Consider the following 15,636-nt stretch of genomic DNA (forward strand, 5'->3'; position numbering starts at 1 on the left):
CTGGGACGTCATGTTCAAAACTCTTGTACACGTGTGTGTGTTTCTCGTCGGCCTGTTGGCGGTTTGCTGGGTCGGGTTCGGCTATCTGGGCTCCAATCCGTTGGGCGCCTGCATCGCCGCGGTGATCGGTGCCTGCTATCTGGCCGGTGCGCTGGAGCTGTATCGCTATCGCCAGGCCAGCGCCACGCTGGACACCGCGGTGTCCGGGCTGAGCGCCGCGCCGTCGGCACTGGATGCATGGCTGGCGCAGCTGCACCCGAGCCTGCGCAATGCGGTGCGTCTGCGCATCCAGGGCGCGCGCGTGGCGTTGCCGGCGCCCGTGCTGACCCCGTACCTGGTGGGCCTGCTGGTGCTGCTGGGCATGCTCGGCACCCTGCTCGGCATGATGGCCACGCTCAAGGGCACCGGCTTTGCATTGCAGAGCGCCACCGACCTGCAGGCCATCCGCGGCTCGCTGGCCGCACCGGTGGAAGGCCTGGCGTTTGCATTCGGCACCTCCATCGCCGGCGTCGCCAGCTCGGCCATGCTGGGCCTGTTGTCGGCGCTGTGCCGGCGCGAGCGCCTGCAGGCGGTGCAGCGGCTGGACCTGAAGATCGCCGCCGAACTGCACCCGCATTCGGAAGCGCACCAGCGTGGTGAAGTGTTCAAGCTGCAGCAGCAGCAGAGCGCGCTGATGCCGGCACTGATCGACCGGATGCAAGCGCTGATGAGCAGCATCGAGCAGCACAGCATCGCGGCCGACCAACGCCTGGCCGCGCACCAGGCCGACTTCCATGCCAGAACCGAGGCGGCGTACACGCGGCTGGCCACGTCGATGGAACAGTCGCTGCAGGCCGGCGTTGCCGACAGCGCGCGCGCGGTCGGCGCGGCATTGCAGCCGGCGATGGAAGCCACCATGGCCGGCATTGCGCGCGACACCGCCGCACTGCACGAACGCCTGAGCCAGGCCGTGCAGCAGCAGCTGGACGGCATCAGCAGCGGCTTCGATCGCAGTGCGAGCAGTGCCGCCAGCCACTGGGTCAGCGCGCTTGCCGCGCAGGAACAGGCGCAGCGCGCGCTCCACACCCAGCTGCAGGACACCCTGGAGCAGGTCGCCCACCACAGCACCGCCGTGCAGGAAGGCGTGAGCACGGCCGTGCAGCAGCAGTTGCACGGGCTCAGTGCCGGCTTCCAGGACAGCGCACGCACCGCCGCCGACCAGTGGCAGGCCGCCCTGGCCGCGCAGGAGCGCGCGCAGCAGGCACTCACGGAACAAATGCAGTCACTGCTGGCGCAGGTCGATGAGCGCAGCAGCGCCGTGCAGGACAGCGTCACCCGCGCGGTGCAGCAGCAACTGAGCGCACTCGACGATGGCCTTGCACGCAGCCATGCCGCCACCGCCGCGCACTGGGCCACGGTGCTTGCCGAACAACAGCGCGCCACCCAATCGCTCAGCACCCAGTTGCAGGCCACGCTGGAACAGCTGGCCCGTCAGACCAGCGCCCTGCAGGACGGCGTGCAGCAGGCCGTGCAGCAGCAGCTGGAGGGCTTGAACAGCGGGTTCGAGACCAGCACGGCCGCGGCCGCGGCCGGCTGGACCGCTGCGGTGGCCGAGCAGCAGCGCAGCAACCACGCGCTCACGCAGGACCTGCAACATGCCTTGACCGAGTTCGCCAGTACCTTCCAGGCGCGCTCCGGCGCCCTGGTCGATGCGGTGGCCACGCGCATGGACCAGTCCAGCAGCGAGGCCGCCACCGCGTGGACGGACGCACTGGCACAGCAGCAGCAGGCCAGCGCTGCGCTGGCCACCCAGCACCAGGCCGCACTGGCCGCCGCCACCGCCAGCTTCGACGCACAGGCCGCATCGCTGGTGGGCACCTTGCAGCACGCGCATGGCGATCTGCAGGCCGCGCTGGAAGCGCGCGATGCGCAGCGTCTTGCCCTGTGGAGCGAGCGCTTCACCGCGATGAGCGCCACGCTCACCGCGCAATGGGAACAGACCGGCGAGCGCGTCACCCGGCAACAGCAGGCCATCTGCGACACCCTGGCCAGCACCGCCAGCGAGTTGTCCACGCAGGCGCAGGCGCAGGCCAGCGCCACCATCAGCGAGGTCTCGCGCCTGATGCAGATCGCCGCCGAAGCGCCCAAGGCCGCCGCCGACGTGGTGGCCGAGCTGCGCCAGAACCTGTCGGAGAGCATGGTGCGCGACACCGCCATGCTGGAAGAACGCACCCGCCTGCTGGCCACGCTGGACACCTTGCTCGACGCGGTCAATCACGCTTCCACCGAACAACGCCAGGCCGTGGACGCGCTGGTCACCACCTCGGCAGACCTGCTGCACCGGGTGGGCACCCAGCTCACCGAGCAGATCGGCAGCGAAACCGGCAAGCTCGGCGCAGTGGCCGCGCATGTCAGCGGCAGCGCAGTGGAAGTGGCCAGCCTGGGCGAAGCCTTCGGCGTGGCGGTGCAGCTGTTCAGCGGCGCCACCGGCGAGCTCAACGAGCGCCTGCAGCACGTAGCCACCGCACTGGATGCCTCGCTCGCGCGCAGCGATGACCAGCTGGCGTACTACGTGGCACAGGCGCGTGAGGTGGTGGACCTCAGCATGCTGTCGCAGAAGCAGATCATCGAAGAACTGCGTCAGCTCGATGGCCGCCGCAGCGATGCCGGCGCAGCGGAGCCGGCATGAGCGACGAGATCGAAAGCGACGGCGAGTCCGGCACGCCGATCTGGGCCGCCTTCGGCGACCTGATGTCGGTGCTGCTGGGCGCGTTCGTGCTGATCCTGGTCGGCGTGATCGGCGTGCAGCTGCAGCTGTCCAGCCGCCTGGACCAGGAGGTCAGGCAGCGCCAGGCCGAAGCGCAGCGCCGCAAGACGCTGGAACAGGCGCTGGCCGCGCCGCTGGCCGCCGGCCGCGTGACGCTGGTGGATGGCCGCATCGGCATTCGCGGCAACGTGCTGTTTGCGTTCAACTCCGATGAATTGCAGCCGGACGGCCGCGAGGTCCTGAAGTCGCTTGCCGCCCCGTTGGCGCAGTACCTGCGCGCCCGCGAAGAGATCCTGATGGTCAGCGGCTTCACCGACGACCGCCCGGTACTGGGCGGCAACCGCCGCTATGCCGACAACTGGGAACTGTCCGCGCAGCGCGCGCTCACCGTGACCCGCGCGCTGATCGCCGACGGTGTGCCGGCCGCCTCGGTGTTCGCCGCCGCGTTCGGCGCGCAGCAACCGGTGGATTCCAACGCCGACGAAGCGCGCCGCGCCAGGAACCGCCGCGTGGAAATCGCACCGATCGCACGCCCGGCGGCCGCGCGTGCGCCCTCGTCCGCAGCGCCGGCACCGGCATCGGCCACGCGATGACCACCTCGGCGACATCCGCCTACGCGCGGCTGGCGCGCTGGCGCAATGAGGGTGCCGACCAGCTCGACCCGGTGCGCTTCCATCTGATGCAGGCATTGGCCGCACGCGCGCAGACGCAGACCGATGCGGTGCGTGCGGTGCTGGAAGACAGGCTGGATGCATTGGTCGATGCGTATGCGGCCACGCTGAAGGATGCGGCGCGTCGTCGCGCCACCAGCCCTGCCGATCCAGGTGCCTTGCAACGCAGTGCCCTGCGCGCGGTGACCGACCAGCTGGCAGGCCATGCCGCCTTGATGGAAGTGGACAGCAGAAAGACCGCGGCGCCCGATGCGCAGCTGTTCCCGGAACTGCCGGCGCTGGACGATTTCCGCCGTACCTGGACCACCGTGCGCACTGCCAGCCAGGTGCGGCAGTCGCTGCAGGATGCGCCCAAGGACGCCGGCCCGCTCAATTCCAGCGTGCTGGTGCACCGCTGCATCACCCTGATGCGCGAACGCTCGCCCGGCTATCTGCAGCACTTCCTCGGCTATGTGGATGCGCTGTCGTGGCTGGAGCAGATGCAAAGCGGCGGCGTGCTGGCCGATGACGCCGCCGCGCCGCTGCCAGCGCCCAGGAAGCGCAGCCGCAGCGGCACCACCAAGCGGCGCAGCCCGGCGTAAGTTAGTGCGCGGTGCGGCAACCCGTGGTGGGCGATCCGCTTGCTCATCGAGCACGGCCGGGTGTTCATCCTGGGCGCACTGCGCGCCATCTTGCGCATGCAGCCTGCGGCAGGCTCCGCCAACACCGCGCTGCACAGCGCGTGCAACGCGGCATGGCCCTACGACGCCGGCTCGGCGATGGCATCGAAGCGCGGCGCGCGCTCGAAGTCCGCGCGCGTAAACGGGCGGTCGCGGAACAGGTAACCGTAGTAGAACGTGCGCAACCGCTGATGGTAGGCACGGATGCGGTCCTGATAGGCCAGTTGTGCACGCAGGTCGGTCTGCGCCAGCCGCGTCAACGCGGCCTGCAGCGCCACCGGCGGCAACACCATGGCAGCACGCTGCGCGAGCGCTTCGCGGCGCACCAGCCCCTGGCGGTACGCGGCCACCTGCGTGGCCACCTGCTGGTCGCCGTTTTCGTGGAAGGCGAAATACCACTTGTAGTGGAAGGCGTCGGTCAACGGCGCCGAATCGGCCCACTGCGGGTTGCGCGCGTAGAAGCGCTGCATGGTGGCCTGGCGCGGAATATCCCAGGCGTGGTTGACCGCCTCGCGCTGCAATCGTGCGATCTCGGTGCCCTGGGTGACCGGTACCGCCTCGTTGATCGCCACATGCGCCAGCGCCGGTGCCACCAGGGCCAGCAGCACCCAGCAGGTGGCCAGTGCCGTGGCATGCGCGGCGGGGCGCCAGCGCAGGCGGCCCACCACCACCGCCAGCAGTACCCAGAACAGCAGGTACGCGCAGGTCAGCGCCAGCACGGCCAGTTGCTGCAGCAGCGGTACGCCGTTGACGCCGGCGGCAATGACGAACGGCACGGCCAGGCACAGCAGTACCGCCAATGCACGCACCGTCACTCGTCGCATCCACACCCTGGCGCCGGCACCCGGCAGCGCCGCCAGCATGCGCGCGCGCCCGGCCTCGCGCTCGCCGGAACGCAGGTCGAACAGCAGCGCAATCACGAACAGCGGCAGCAGGAACACCAGCACGAACGCGTAGTCGAAGCGGCCGGCCAGCGCCAGCTCGGGGTTGTAACTGTCGCCATCGTAGATCTGCGCCTCCAGCCCCAGCGCGCGCACGCGCAGGATGTACGGCGCCACATCGCGCATGCCCACCGCAGCGAGTGCCAGTGGCGCGGGGCTATCCCAGGTCGGGTGAAAACTGTAGTAGGCCGCGCTGCCGGCATCGTTGCTGCGCGTGACATAGGCGGCCACCGCCGCGGTGTCTTCCTGCTGCAGCGCTGCAATGCGTGCGATGTTGGCGCGCTGCGCAGCGATGACGTGCTGCCCGGACAGCAGGCTGCACACGGTCAACAACGCAAGCAGCACCAGGCCGGACGCTGCAGCGCGCGCGCGCAGCAGCAACAGCAGTTCGTATTTCCACAACAGCATCAGCGCGTCACTCCCACACGTCGGCCGGCGACGACCAGCAGGCACAGCGCCACCAGCAACCACACCCCGATCAGTCCCAGCGGGATGCGCGTCGCGCCGATCACCTCATCGGTGGACGCCGGCACGAACGCGAATACCGGAATCGCCTGCCAGTGCGCTGCGGAAATGCGCTTGCGCCGGTCGGCACCGGCATCCTGCGCGGTGTCGTCGGCCATGCGCACCGCATCGGCCTGCAACTGGTTGAGCTGTTGCACCAGCGTGTAGCGATAGCGCTCGGCCTGCGCCAGAAAGTGCGCGTGCGCGCGCAGATCGGTGCGAGCCAACGCCATCGACACCTCGCGCAGCGCCACCGTCGGGCTCAGCACCGCGAAGCCGCGCACCAGCAGGTTCTGGTCCTGCTGGATGCGGGCATCGCGCGCGGCGTAGCGTTCGAACAGGCTGGCGCTGAGCCGCTCGCCTTCCAGTGCGAGCAGGCCCTTGTAATTGACCGGCAGGTCTTCCACGCGCTGGACACCGTAGCGGCGCAGCACCTGCTGCTTGAACTGCGCAAAGTGCGGGTCATCCGGGTTATGGCTGTCGCCGAGCGTGCGCAGATCGCGCTGGATGGCCACATCGGTTTCCAGCCGCGTGGGCAGCCGGTACGCCGCACTGGCCACATCCGGCGCCACCCGCGGCACCAGCACGGCCAGCCACACCCACAGCGCCAGCGACACCAGCAGCGCATCCCGGCCGCGCCGGCACAGCATCGAGACCGCCAGCACCAACGCGCACCACAGCAGCAGATACGCCGCATACGCCAGCACCAGCAGCGCCACCGGCCCGGCCTGGCCGGGCACCAGGGCACTCGGTATCAGGCCGACCAGCGCCGGCAGCAGGCAGGCCCCGGCCACCGCAGCCAATGCCAGATATTTGCCGCCAAGCACTTGCCGGCGCGTGGCGCCCTGCAACAGCAACACGCGCAGCGTGCCGGCCTCCTGTTCGCGCGCCACCGCGCCATAGCCCAGGAACACCAGCAGCAACGGCGCCAGTACCTGCAACACGAACGCCGGGCTCAGTTGGCCAAACCGCACCAGCAACGAGCTCTGACGCACGTCGCCGAAGTTGGCGGTGTTCTGGCGATGGCCTTCCAGGAACATGCTGTTGCCGGTGAAGGCGTCCACGCCCGCATCGAAGGCGGCCAGCGCCGGCAACGGGCGATAGATGAAGTGGCCGTAATGCACCACGCGATGCGGATGCCGGTCCGGCTGGGCCTCGAAGGCCTGCTGCGCGGCCTGTTGCTGACGCGCGCGGAACTCGGTGACCTGGCGCTGGTGATGCGCGGCAGTCAGCGTGGCCGCCAGCGTCAGCAGCATCAGCAACACCACGCCGATGGCGGCGGAGCGATTGCGTGCCATGAAGCGCAGTTCTTCGCGGGCGACCAACCACACCGCCCTCATGCGCGGCGGCTCATGCAGCGTGATCCTGCGGACGCGCAAAGCGCGCATGCAGGGAGCGCACATCGAACCCGCTGTCGCCGACGCCGATCTGCTCGGCAATGCGCCCGTCTTCGAGAAAACCGATGCGGTCTGCAACGTCGACCGCGCCAAGCAGATCGTGCGTGACCATCAACACCGCACCGCCACGTTCGCGCACGCCGCCGACCAGGCGGTTGAAGTCGGCAATGGCGCGTGGGTCCAGCCCGGAGGTGGGCTCATCCAGCAGCAGCACCGGCACCTGGCGCAAGCTGGCGACGGCGATGGCCACCTTCTGGCGCATGCCCTTGGAGAACCCGGCCAGGCGCTGCGCCCAGGCCTCGCGCTGCAGGCCTGCGGCGGCAAATGCCTGGCCGATCTCGGCGTGGGCGCAGCGCTGCCCAGCCAGCGCGAGCAGGTAGTCGGCGTTTTCCATGGCACTGAGATGCTCATAGAGCGCCACGTTTTCCGGCAGATAGGCCAGCCGCGCACGTGCCTTGCCGGGCGCGGACACCGGGTCGACACCATCCACCAGCAGCGTTCCCGATGCTGGTTTCACAAAGCCCAGCAAGGCAGACAAGGTCGAGGACTTGCCGGCACCGTTGCCACCGAGCAAGGCGTAGACGCTGCCGGCGGCGACCTGAAGCGTGAGGCCTTGCAGCACGGCACGTCCGCGGTAGGCGACGTGCAGGTTGTCGATCGAGATCGCCGGCGCTGGCTGTGGAGATGGGGACATCGTGCCGATCATGGTTAAAATGATACGTTATCACATTGCCGACTCAGGCCTGAGATGCCCGGCCGCACGCGACGCCCGCATGGCCTTGCGCAGGCTGCAGCGGACCGTCGCGACCAGTGCCGCGCCCGTCACTCGACACTGGCGGCAGACCGCACGGCCACCGCCTTCATCAGCCCCATCACTGTCACCACCTCCACACGAGATTGCGCACGCCACATGAGTTCCGATCCACGCACCTGCCCCGACTTCACGCACGCCGGTCACCGCGTCGCCTCGCCGGGCTCCCCGCGCCCCGGCTTTCACCGCGCGACACGTGCCGCCTCTGCCTGCCTGCTCGCGGCCGCATGTCTTGCTGCAGCGCCGCTTGGCGCACAGCCACTGGAAACCACTGCCCTGTTGCCGCCGGTGCGCACCTGGCATGGGGCGAGCGAGGCGTTGATCGCCGGTCCAGCCGATCCGTGGATCACGCCGGCCGAGCGCAGCGATTTCGTCAGCACGCCCAGCTACGAAGAAACGCGCGCGTGGTTGCAGCGCCTGGTCGCGGCCTCGCCGCTGCTGTCGCTGGAAGTATTCGGCAAGACCAGCGAAGGGCGCGACCTGCTGCTGGTGCGCGCGCGCAAGGGCAAGCCGGGCAAACCGGTGGTGCTGGCGCAGGCCGGCATCCATGGCGGCGAGATCGATGGCAAGGACGCCGGGCTGATGCTGCTGCGCGACATCGCCCAACGCGGCAAGGACGATCTACTGGATGCGGTGGACTTCGTGTTCGTGCCCATCCTCAACAGCGACGGCCACGAACAACGCGGCCCACTGGTCGGCGCCGCATTGCGTGGCCCGCAACAGATGGGCTGGAACACCACCACGCGCGGCATCAACCTCAATCGCGATTATCTCAACCTGGAGGCGCCGGAGACGCGCGCGATGGTCACGTTGCTGCACACGCTTGACCCCGCGCTGTACATCGACCTGCATGTCAGCGGCGGGCTCGATCATCAGTACGACATCACCTTTACCTTCGCCGGTTGGGGCACGTATGCACGTTCGCGCGCCACTGCCGGCTGGCTGCAGCAACGCTTCACGCCGGCCGTCAACGCCGCGCTGCGCAACCAGGGCCACACACCTGCGATCTACCCCAGCCTGATCGACGAAGATGCGCCGCGCTCGGGCCTGCGCTATTCGCCGGAAGGCCCGCGTTATTCCACCGGCTACGGCGATTTCGCCGGCATTCCCACCGTGCTGGTGGAAAACCACCGGCTGAAGTCGTACCGGCAGCGCGTGCTCGGCGACTACGTCCTGCTCGAAGAAGCACTGCGCCTGGTCGGTCGCGATGCAAACAAGATCGCTGCCGCCAAGCGGGCCGATCGTGCCGCACGTCCGCAGGAATTGATGGTGGCCTGGGAACGCCTGCCGCAGCCGATCGACCACATCGCGTTCAAGGGCGTGACCTATGCCCGCGCCCTGTCGCCGGTCTCCGGCCGCCAGGAATTGCGCTGGGAAGGCCGCGATGAAACCTGGACGATGCCGGTGATCGGTTACCGCCAGACGCAGGCGGTGCAGTATCCGGTGGCCTGGTGGATTCCCCCCGGCTACGACGACGTGCTTGCGTTGCTCGACACGCATGGCATCCAGTACGAACGTCTGCAGCAGCCGCGCCAGCATACGGTGCAGCAGATTCGCATCACCAACACCAATACCAGTACCGACGCCACCAGCAAGCAGGTCGCGCACACAGACAGCGTGGACGAGCTCTTTCCTGCCGGCAGCATCCGCGTGCCCGCCGATCAACCGATGCGCATGTTGGCCGCCGCATTGCTGGAGCCGCTCAGCAGCGATTCCCTGCTGGCCAGCGGACGGTTCCGCAACGCCGGCAGCCCCGACAGCGGGCTATACGGCGCCGAGCTGGTGGACTTTACCGAACGCCTGTTGCGCAGCGACGCCGCATTACGCCGCGAATTCGAGCACAAGCTGGCCAGCGATGCTGCGTTCCGCGCAGATGGCGATGCGCGACTGCAGTGGATCTACGCACGCTCACCCTACGCGGCGATCACTGGCTGGCGGTATCCGGTGCGGCGCGAAGTGACGCAATAGCGCCGCGCTTATGCGCAGCGCTTATCGCAGAGCGGCCGCCATCGGCGGCGCATGCTCGGCCATCAGCGCAATCACCCAATCGATGAACACCCGCAATTTTGCGCTGACGTGGCGGTTGGGCGGGAACGCAATCGACAAGGGCATCGGCTCCAGTTGCCAGTCTGCAAAGACCGGGACCAGCTCGCCGCTGGCGACATGCGCGTTGGCCATGTACACCGGCAGCCACAGCACCCCCATTCCCGCCAGCCCGGCGGCGAGATACGCATTGCCATCGTCGGCGGCCACAACGTGCCGCCCGTGCACGCGCACTGCGTCGTCGCCCCGCTGCATCACATAGGGAACCGTCGTGGTAGTGCCCCAGCGCATGAAGCCGACGCAGCGATGCCGGGTGTTTTCCAGCTCGGACGGGTGGGTGGGCATGCCCAGCCGCTGCAGATACGCGGGCGCGGCGTAGACGCCGGCCTGCAGGTCGGCCACGTGGCGCGCGATCAACGACTGGTCGGTGATGGTGCCCCCACGTATCACGCAATCCACGTTCTCGCCGATCAGGTCCACGCGACGGTCGCTGACGCCCATGTCCAGCTGGATATCCGGATAGCGCGCATGAAAGGCCGGCACCGCCGGCATCAGGATCAGCCGCGCCAACGGGCTGGGCACATCCACGCGCAGGCGCCCGCGCGGCAGTGTCGAGGCATCGGACAGGCTGGTTTCCGCGTCGTCCATGTCGGCCAGCAGACGCACCACGCGGTCGTAGTAGGCCGCGCCATCGGCGGTCACCTGCACCCGGCGCGTGGTGCGGTGGAGCAGGGTCACCCGCAGGCGCGCTTCGAGCTGCTGCACCAGCTGGGTGACGCTGGCCCGGCTCATGTGCAGCGTGTCTGCGGCCTTGGTGAAACTGCCGGCCTCTACCACCCGCGCAAACGCCTGCATCGCATCGAACCGATCCATCGCCACTCCCGCACCCAGATTGTTTGGATTCTACAAACAGTGTTGGTCAAGGCTGCGGATTTATCGCACGCGGCCACGCGTTTAGGGTGGAGCTCCGTTCTGTCGCACTTCGAAGGAGACCTCCATGGCCACACGTGACGTTGTTTTACCGCCGGGCCGCCACGCCTTGTATGAGCGCCATCGCTATTCGCCGGCGGTACGTGCCGATGGCCTGCTCTTCGTCGCCGGCCAGGTCGGCAGCCGCGAAGACGGCTCGCCCGAGCCCGACCTGGACGCGGAGATCGCGCGCGCCTTCAGCAATCTCGACGCCATCCTCAGCGCGGCCGGCTGCACCTCGCAGGACGTGGTGGATGTCACCTTGTTCATGGTCGATCCCGAGGTGGTGTTCGACGCTGCCTGGAACCGGTGGGCCGATTACTGGGGCCCGGCCCCCTACCCCACCGTCACCGCCGTGGGGGTGACCTGGCTGGCCGGCTTCCGGTTCGAGATCAAGGTGGTCGTCAAGTTGCCGGCGACCGATCACGCGTCGGCTGCCTGATCCCGGCGTGGGCTCCCACGCCATGATGGCAACGAGCTGACGGCCGTCGAGCGCCAGGCGGGTGACCGCGACGATGCCAGCGACGCGGATGACTCCCGGTGGTTGGCCACCACACGACAACGCCACGCCCACGCGTGGCGTTGTCGTATGCGTCAGGCCAGCACGCGCGGTAGCCCCATACGCCCGCGATCTTCAACTCCTGCGCCATCGGCTGCGCTCAACATCGAAACGGTGCCGGACAAAAACGTCCATCCACCCGTGGCGATTGGGTAATCCAGGCATTCCGATAGCGCCGGGCTATCGTTCATTTCCGTAATGTCTCCGGCGAATTAACCGTTTCTTAAATTCGTAAAAAACTCGCTAAAGCGATGCCATAGGCGGCCGCTACCGGGGATCAGCGCCACGAGACGCGCATCACCGTTCTGCCCGCTGCGCTCCTGGCGCGGCGTCCATCATCTTCCTAGCGAGACCGCAATGAACCTGACCGTCAAACTGCTCAGTGGCGCCATCGCCCTGGCCTCGTCGACCTGCGCCTACGCGCAGGAGGACTCGATGTTTTCCTTCAGCGGCTTCGGCACGCTGGGCGTGGTGCACTCGACGGAGGATCAGGCCGACTTCACGCCCGACATCCAGACCGTGGAAGGCGTGGGCGCAAGCCACTCCACCTCCGCCCGCCCGGACTCGCGCATCGCCGGCCAGGTCAATGCCAACTTCACCGACAACTTCACCGGCGTGCTGCAGGTGACCAGCGAATACGCCGAGCGCGCCGACTACGCGCCCAAGGTGACACTGGCCCACGTGAAGTACCAGTTCGGCCCGCAGTTCGCCGCCCGCCTGGGCCGCATCACCGCGCCGCTGTACATGCTCTCCGAATACCAGCGCGTGGGCTACGCCACCCCGTGGGTGCGCCCGCCGTATGAGGTCTACAACTACCTGCTGCCGATGGACGGCGTCGAAGGCGTGTACACCGTCAACGTTGGCGAAAGCGTGGTCAGCGTGCAGGGCTTCTACGGCCGCATCGATTCCAAGAAGGCCGACGTGCACGCCATGCGTGGTCTGGCGCTGGGCCTGGAATCGGGTGCATCGACCTTCCGTGCGGCCTACATCGTGGGCACCACCGACTTCGATTCGCCGTCGCTGGACCGCCTGTTCACCGCCTACCAGCGTATCAATCCGGCGCTGGCCAATCGCCTGACCACCTACGATGTGGATGGCAGCTTCGCCAGCGTGGGCTACGCCTACGACCCGGGCAACTGGTTCCTGCGCACCGAAGTGATCCAGGCCGATTACTCGCCCTCGCTCAACGGCAAGACCACCTCCGGTTACCTCAGCGTCGGCGGCCGGTTCGGCACGCTGACCCCGTCGGTCACCTTCGGCAGCGTCGATCGCAAGGCCTCGAGCATCGCCCCGGGCCAGGACCCGGTCGGCATCATGACCCGTGCGCTGGCGCAGGCCGAAAGCGGCCGGCATAGCGTCACCGCCTCGCTGCGTTGGGATGCGCGCGAGAGCATGGCGTTCAAGCTGCAGGCCAGCCATATCAACAACAACGCCGGCTCGTTCGGCTCGTTGAACAACATCCAGCCGGGCTTCCGTCCGGGCGGCAGCTACAACCTGCTGTCGGCGTCCGTCGACTTCGTGTTCTAAGAGAGCCCCCATGAAACTTTCCAAGTATTCCGCAGGCTGCGCGCTTGCGCTGTTGTCGCTGGTTGCGTTCTCGGCCAACGCCGACGTGGTGGTGGTGATGGCGGCCAAGGGCGGCCCGGACAGCCTGAGCGCGGCGCAGGTCTCGCAGATCTTCCTCGCCAAGTCCAACAGCTTGCCCGGCGGCGGCGCAGCGGTGCCGATCGACCAGGAAGAAGGCGCCGCCACGCGCGATGAGTTCTACAAGAAGGTCGCCTCGCGCGATGCGGCGCAGCTGAAGTCGTACTGGTCGCAGCTGATGTTCACCGGCAAGGCGCAACGTCCCAAGCGCGTCAGCGGCGACGACGCGGTCAAGAAGGCCGTGGCGGCCACGCCCGGCGCGATCGGCTACATCAGTGCCGCAGCCGTGGACGCCAGCGTCAAGGTCGTCCTGAAGCCGTGACCCGCCACCTGCTCGAGAGCCCTCTCATGAGACGCATTCTGTCGCTACCGTTGTTCTGGAAAATCCTGATGCCGGCAGCGGTGGCAATCATTTGCCTATCGGGCTATGTGGCTTTCAGCACGCTGGTGTTCCATCGCAACAACGACCGCCTGGAAGCGGTGCGCGACGTGCATTTCCCGATGCTCGACGCGATGACGCGCAACGTGGCCGCGCTGGACAAGCTCATCAGCGGGCTCAATGGCGCGGCCGCCGCAGGCGATGCGGACATGTTGGCGGCCACCAAACCGGTGGCCGACGACATCCACAGCTCCTACGTGAAACTGCAAAAATCCGACCCGGCCAACGCGCAGGAACTCGCACGCCTGGGCAAGCAGTTCGATCAGTACTACAGCCTGGCGCATGGCGTGGCCGCGGCGTTCGTGGAGCAACGTGAACCCGATGCCGCGCAGATGAGCGCCATGGCGCCGGCGCTGGAGACCTATCGCACCACCCTCACCGCCATGCAGAAGCGCGCCGATGCGCGCTTTCGCGGCACCGTGCAGGAAGCGGTGGACAGTTCGGTCACCGCCAGCATGACCGGCCTGCTGCTGGGCCTGGTCGGCGCGGTGGTGTGCATCGCGTTCGGCTGGATCGTGGCGCGTGCCATCACCCAGCCGCTCAACCGCGCGGTGGGCATTGCGCATGCGGTGTCGTCGGGCCGGCTGGACAACGCCATCTCGATCGACCGCAATGACGAGGTCGGCCAGCTGTTGCAGGCCATGGACAGCATGCAGCGCCAGCTGCGTCGCGTGATCCAGGCGCAGACCGACATGGGCGACAAGCACGAGGCCGGCATCGTCAGCCACCGCATCGCCGAGCAGGAGTTCCCCGGCGAGTTCGGCACCATGGTGCGCGCCAGCAACACGCTGGTGTCCAGCCATATCGCGGTCACCATGCAGATCGTGGCATTGACCGAGCGCTATGCGGCCGGCGACCTGTCGCAGCAACTGGAGGCATTGCCGGGCGAGAAGGCGGTGATCAGCCAGTCGATCAACGACGTGCGGGCCAGCCTGCTGTCGATCAATGGCGAGATCAAGCGCCTGGCGGCGGCCGCGGCGGCGGGCGACTTCAGCGCGCGTGGCGACGAGACCGCGTTCGAGTACGACTTCCGCCAGATCGTGGTGGACCTCAACCACCTGATGGGCACCTCCGACAAGAGCCTGGGTGCGTTGTCGCAGGTGCTGCAGGCGATTGCCAACGGCGACCTGACCACGCGCATGCACGGCAACTTCGCCGGTGTGTTCGCGCGCATGCGCGACGATGCCAATACCACCGTGGAGCGCCTGACCGACATCGTCGCGCGCATCCAGCAGTCGTCGGCGGAAATCGATACCGCTGCCGGCGAGATTGCCGCCGGCAATCAGGACCTGTCGCGGCGCACCGAGCAACAGGCGGCCAACCTGGAAGAAACCGCTGCCTCGATGGAAGAGCTCACCTCCACCGTCAAGCAGAATGCCGAACACGCGCATCAGGCCAACGAACTGGCACGTAGCGCCGCCGGCGTGGCGTCGAAGGGTGGCGAGGTGGTGAGCCAGGTGGTGGGCACCATGAGCGGCATCGAAGCGTCGTCCAAGAAGATCGCCGAGATCATCTCCGTCATCGATGGCATTGCCTTCCAGACCAACATCCTGGCCCTGAACGCGGCGGTGGAAGCGGCGCGCGCCGGCGAACAGGGCCGTGGCTTCGCGGTGGTGGCCAGCGAAGTGCGCACGCTGGCACAGCGTTCCTCCGGCGCCGCCAAGGAGATCAAGGAATTGATCGACGCCTCGGTGGGCAAGGTGGCCGAAGGCTCGGCGCTGGTGCACAAGGCCGGCACCACCATGACCGAAATCGTGGCCAGCGTGAATCGCGTCACCGACATCATGGGGCAGATCACCGCAGCCTCCAGCGAGCAGTCGGCCGGCATCGAGCAGGTCAATCAGACCGTCATCCAGATGGACGAAACCACGCAGCAGAACGCGGCATTGGTAGAAGAGGCCATGGCCGCCGCCCGCGCGATGGAAAAGCAGTCCAGCACCCTCACCCAGCTGGTGTCGTTGTTCCAGCTGGACGCGGCAACCCAACAAGAACGTGCGCTCGAAGAAGTCGCATAGCAGATCGCGATCCGCCGTGCGGATCGTTTCGCTGGATCGTCAACGACCCCCTGCTGCATCGATGCAGCAGGGGGTTTTTTTGTGCGCTGGATGACGACCGCGCGGGCGACCGCAGCGACCGGGGCTGCGTAGCCTGGGAGAGCCGTTTGGCAAGTGCGTAGCGCAGGCGCGGCAGGCAGGCGCGGCGACGAAGCACGACGCCGGTTAGGACCTACGGCATTCGACGTGACACGACGTA

General features: G+C 67.8%; 13 protein-coding genes. 8 read left to right on the plus strand and 5 right to left on the minus strand.

Annotation, left to right across the window (positions count from 1 at the left end; all coding sequences use genetic code 11):
- The first annotated feature begins 10 nt into the window (after nucleotides 1-10).
- Genes RZV17_RS17560 through RZV17_RS17570 form a run of 3 tightly spaced genes read left to right on the plus strand, consistent with a single transcriptional unit; the run spans nucleotide 11 to nucleotide 3,998 of the window.
- On the plus strand, nucleotides 11-2,668 hold the full coding sequence (locus RZV17_RS17560; protein ID WP_355605304.1) for a DUF802 domain-containing protein: 2,658 nt from the start codon (nucleotides 11-13) through the stop codon (nucleotides 2,666-2,668).
- The gene (locus tag RZV17_RS17565; RefSeq protein WP_355605307.1) at nucleotides 2,665-3,339 is read left to right on the plus strand and encodes an OmpA family protein; all 675 of its coding nucleotides are present in this window, start codon (nucleotides 2,665-2,667) and stop codon (nucleotides 3,337-3,339) included. The genes RZV17_RS17560 and RZV17_RS17565 overlap by 4 nt, the downstream gene beginning before the upstream one ends.
- Nucleotides 3,336-3,998 carry a DUF2894 domain-containing protein gene (locus tag RZV17_RS17570; protein WP_355605310.1) on the plus strand — a complete coding sequence of 221 codons (663 nt, stop codon included), beginning with the start codon at nucleotides 3,336-3,338 and terminating at the stop codon, nucleotides 3,996-3,998. Before RZV17_RS17565 ends, RZV17_RS17570 begins: the two co-directional genes overlap by 4 nt.
- A 158-nt stretch (nucleotides 3,999-4,156) precedes the next feature.
- On the opposite strand, the gene RZV17_RS17575 is transcribed toward RZV17_RS17570, so the two are convergent.
- Genes RZV17_RS17575 through RZV17_RS17585 form a run of 3 tightly spaced genes read right to left on the minus strand, consistent with a single transcriptional unit; the run spans nucleotide 4,157 to nucleotide 7,612 of the window.
- Nucleotides 4,157-5,425, minus strand: coding sequence for a DUF3526 domain-containing protein (locus RZV17_RS17575; RefSeq protein ID WP_355605313.1), 1,269 nt, complete (start codon nucleotides 5,423-5,425; stop codon nucleotides 4,157-4,159).
- A complete protein-coding gene (locus RZV17_RS17580) occupies nucleotides 5,425-6,861 on the minus strand; it encodes a DUF3526 domain-containing protein (RefSeq protein ID WP_355605316.1) in 1,437 nt (478 codons plus the stop codon). The genes RZV17_RS17575 and RZV17_RS17580 overlap by 1 nt, the downstream gene beginning before the upstream one ends.
- Nucleotides 6,862-6,871: 10 nt before the next feature.
- Nucleotides 6,872-7,612 carry an ATP-binding cassette domain-containing protein gene (locus tag RZV17_RS17585; RefSeq protein WP_166752294.1) on the minus strand — a complete coding sequence of 247 codons (741 nt, stop codon included), beginning with the start codon at nucleotides 7,610-7,612 and terminating at the stop codon, nucleotides 6,872-6,874.
- A gap of 216 nt (nucleotides 7,613-7,828) precedes the next feature.
- Between RZV17_RS17585 and RZV17_RS17590 the strand changes: the two genes are divergently transcribed.
- Complete coding sequence (locus RZV17_RS17590; RefSeq protein WP_355605320.1) at nucleotides 7,829-9,697, plus strand: M14 family metallopeptidase; 1,869 nt, start codon at nucleotides 7,829-7,831, stop codon at nucleotides 9,695-9,697.
- A gap of 21 nt (nucleotides 9,698-9,718) precedes the next feature.
- Here the strand turns inward: RZV17_RS17590 and RZV17_RS17595 are convergent, their stop codons facing one another.
- Entirely contained in the window at nucleotides 9,719-10,663 is a 945-nt protein-coding gene (locus RZV17_RS17595; protein WP_355609467.1) for a LysR substrate-binding domain-containing protein, read from the minus strand.
- A 106-nt stretch (nucleotides 10,664-10,769) separates the two neighbouring features.
- Here RZV17_RS17595 and RZV17_RS17600 point away from each other — a divergent pair, with 106 nt between their 5' ends.
- Nucleotides 10,770-11,183: a Rid family hydrolase gene (locus RZV17_RS17600; protein WP_039405908.1), complete on the plus strand. Its 414-nt coding sequence runs from the start codon at nucleotides 10,770-10,772 to the stop codon at nucleotides 11,181-11,183.
- A gap of 152 nt (nucleotides 11,184-11,335) precedes the next feature.
- Here the strand turns inward: RZV17_RS17600 and RZV17_RS17605 are convergent, their stop codons facing one another.
- On the minus strand, nucleotides 11,336-11,491 hold the full coding sequence (locus RZV17_RS17605; RefSeq protein WP_355605324.1) for a hypothetical protein: 156 nt from the start codon (nucleotides 11,489-11,491) through the stop codon (nucleotides 11,336-11,338).
- Between the two features lie 166 nt (nucleotides 11,492-11,657).
- Between RZV17_RS17605 and RZV17_RS17610 the strand changes: the two genes are divergently transcribed.
- From RZV17_RS17610 to RZV17_RS17620, 3 genes are read left to right on the plus strand one after another with little or no spacing between them, the layout of a single operon-like run.
- Entirely contained in the window at nucleotides 11,658-12,827 is a 1,170-nt protein-coding gene (locus tag RZV17_RS17610; protein ID WP_355605327.1) for a hypothetical protein, read from the plus strand.
- A 10-nt stretch (nucleotides 12,828-12,837) separates the two neighbouring features.
- A complete protein-coding gene (locus tag RZV17_RS17615; RefSeq protein WP_039405919.1) occupies nucleotides 12,838-13,266 on the plus strand; it encodes a substrate-binding domain-containing protein in 429 nt (142 codons plus the stop codon).
- Nucleotides 13,263-15,398, plus strand: a complete 2,136-nt coding sequence (locus RZV17_RS17620) for a methyl-accepting chemotaxis protein (protein ID WP_104579520.1) — start codon at nucleotides 13,263-13,265, stop codon at nucleotides 15,396-15,398. The genes RZV17_RS17615 and RZV17_RS17620 overlap by 4 nt, the downstream gene beginning before the upstream one ends.
- Nucleotides 15,399-15,636: the final 238 nt, after the last annotated feature.

Source organism: Xanthomonas cannabis (genome assembly GCF_040616535.1).
GTDB classification, from domain to species: Bacteria; Pseudomonadota; Gammaproteobacteria; order Xanthomonadales; family Xanthomonadaceae; genus Xanthomonas; species Xanthomonas cannabis.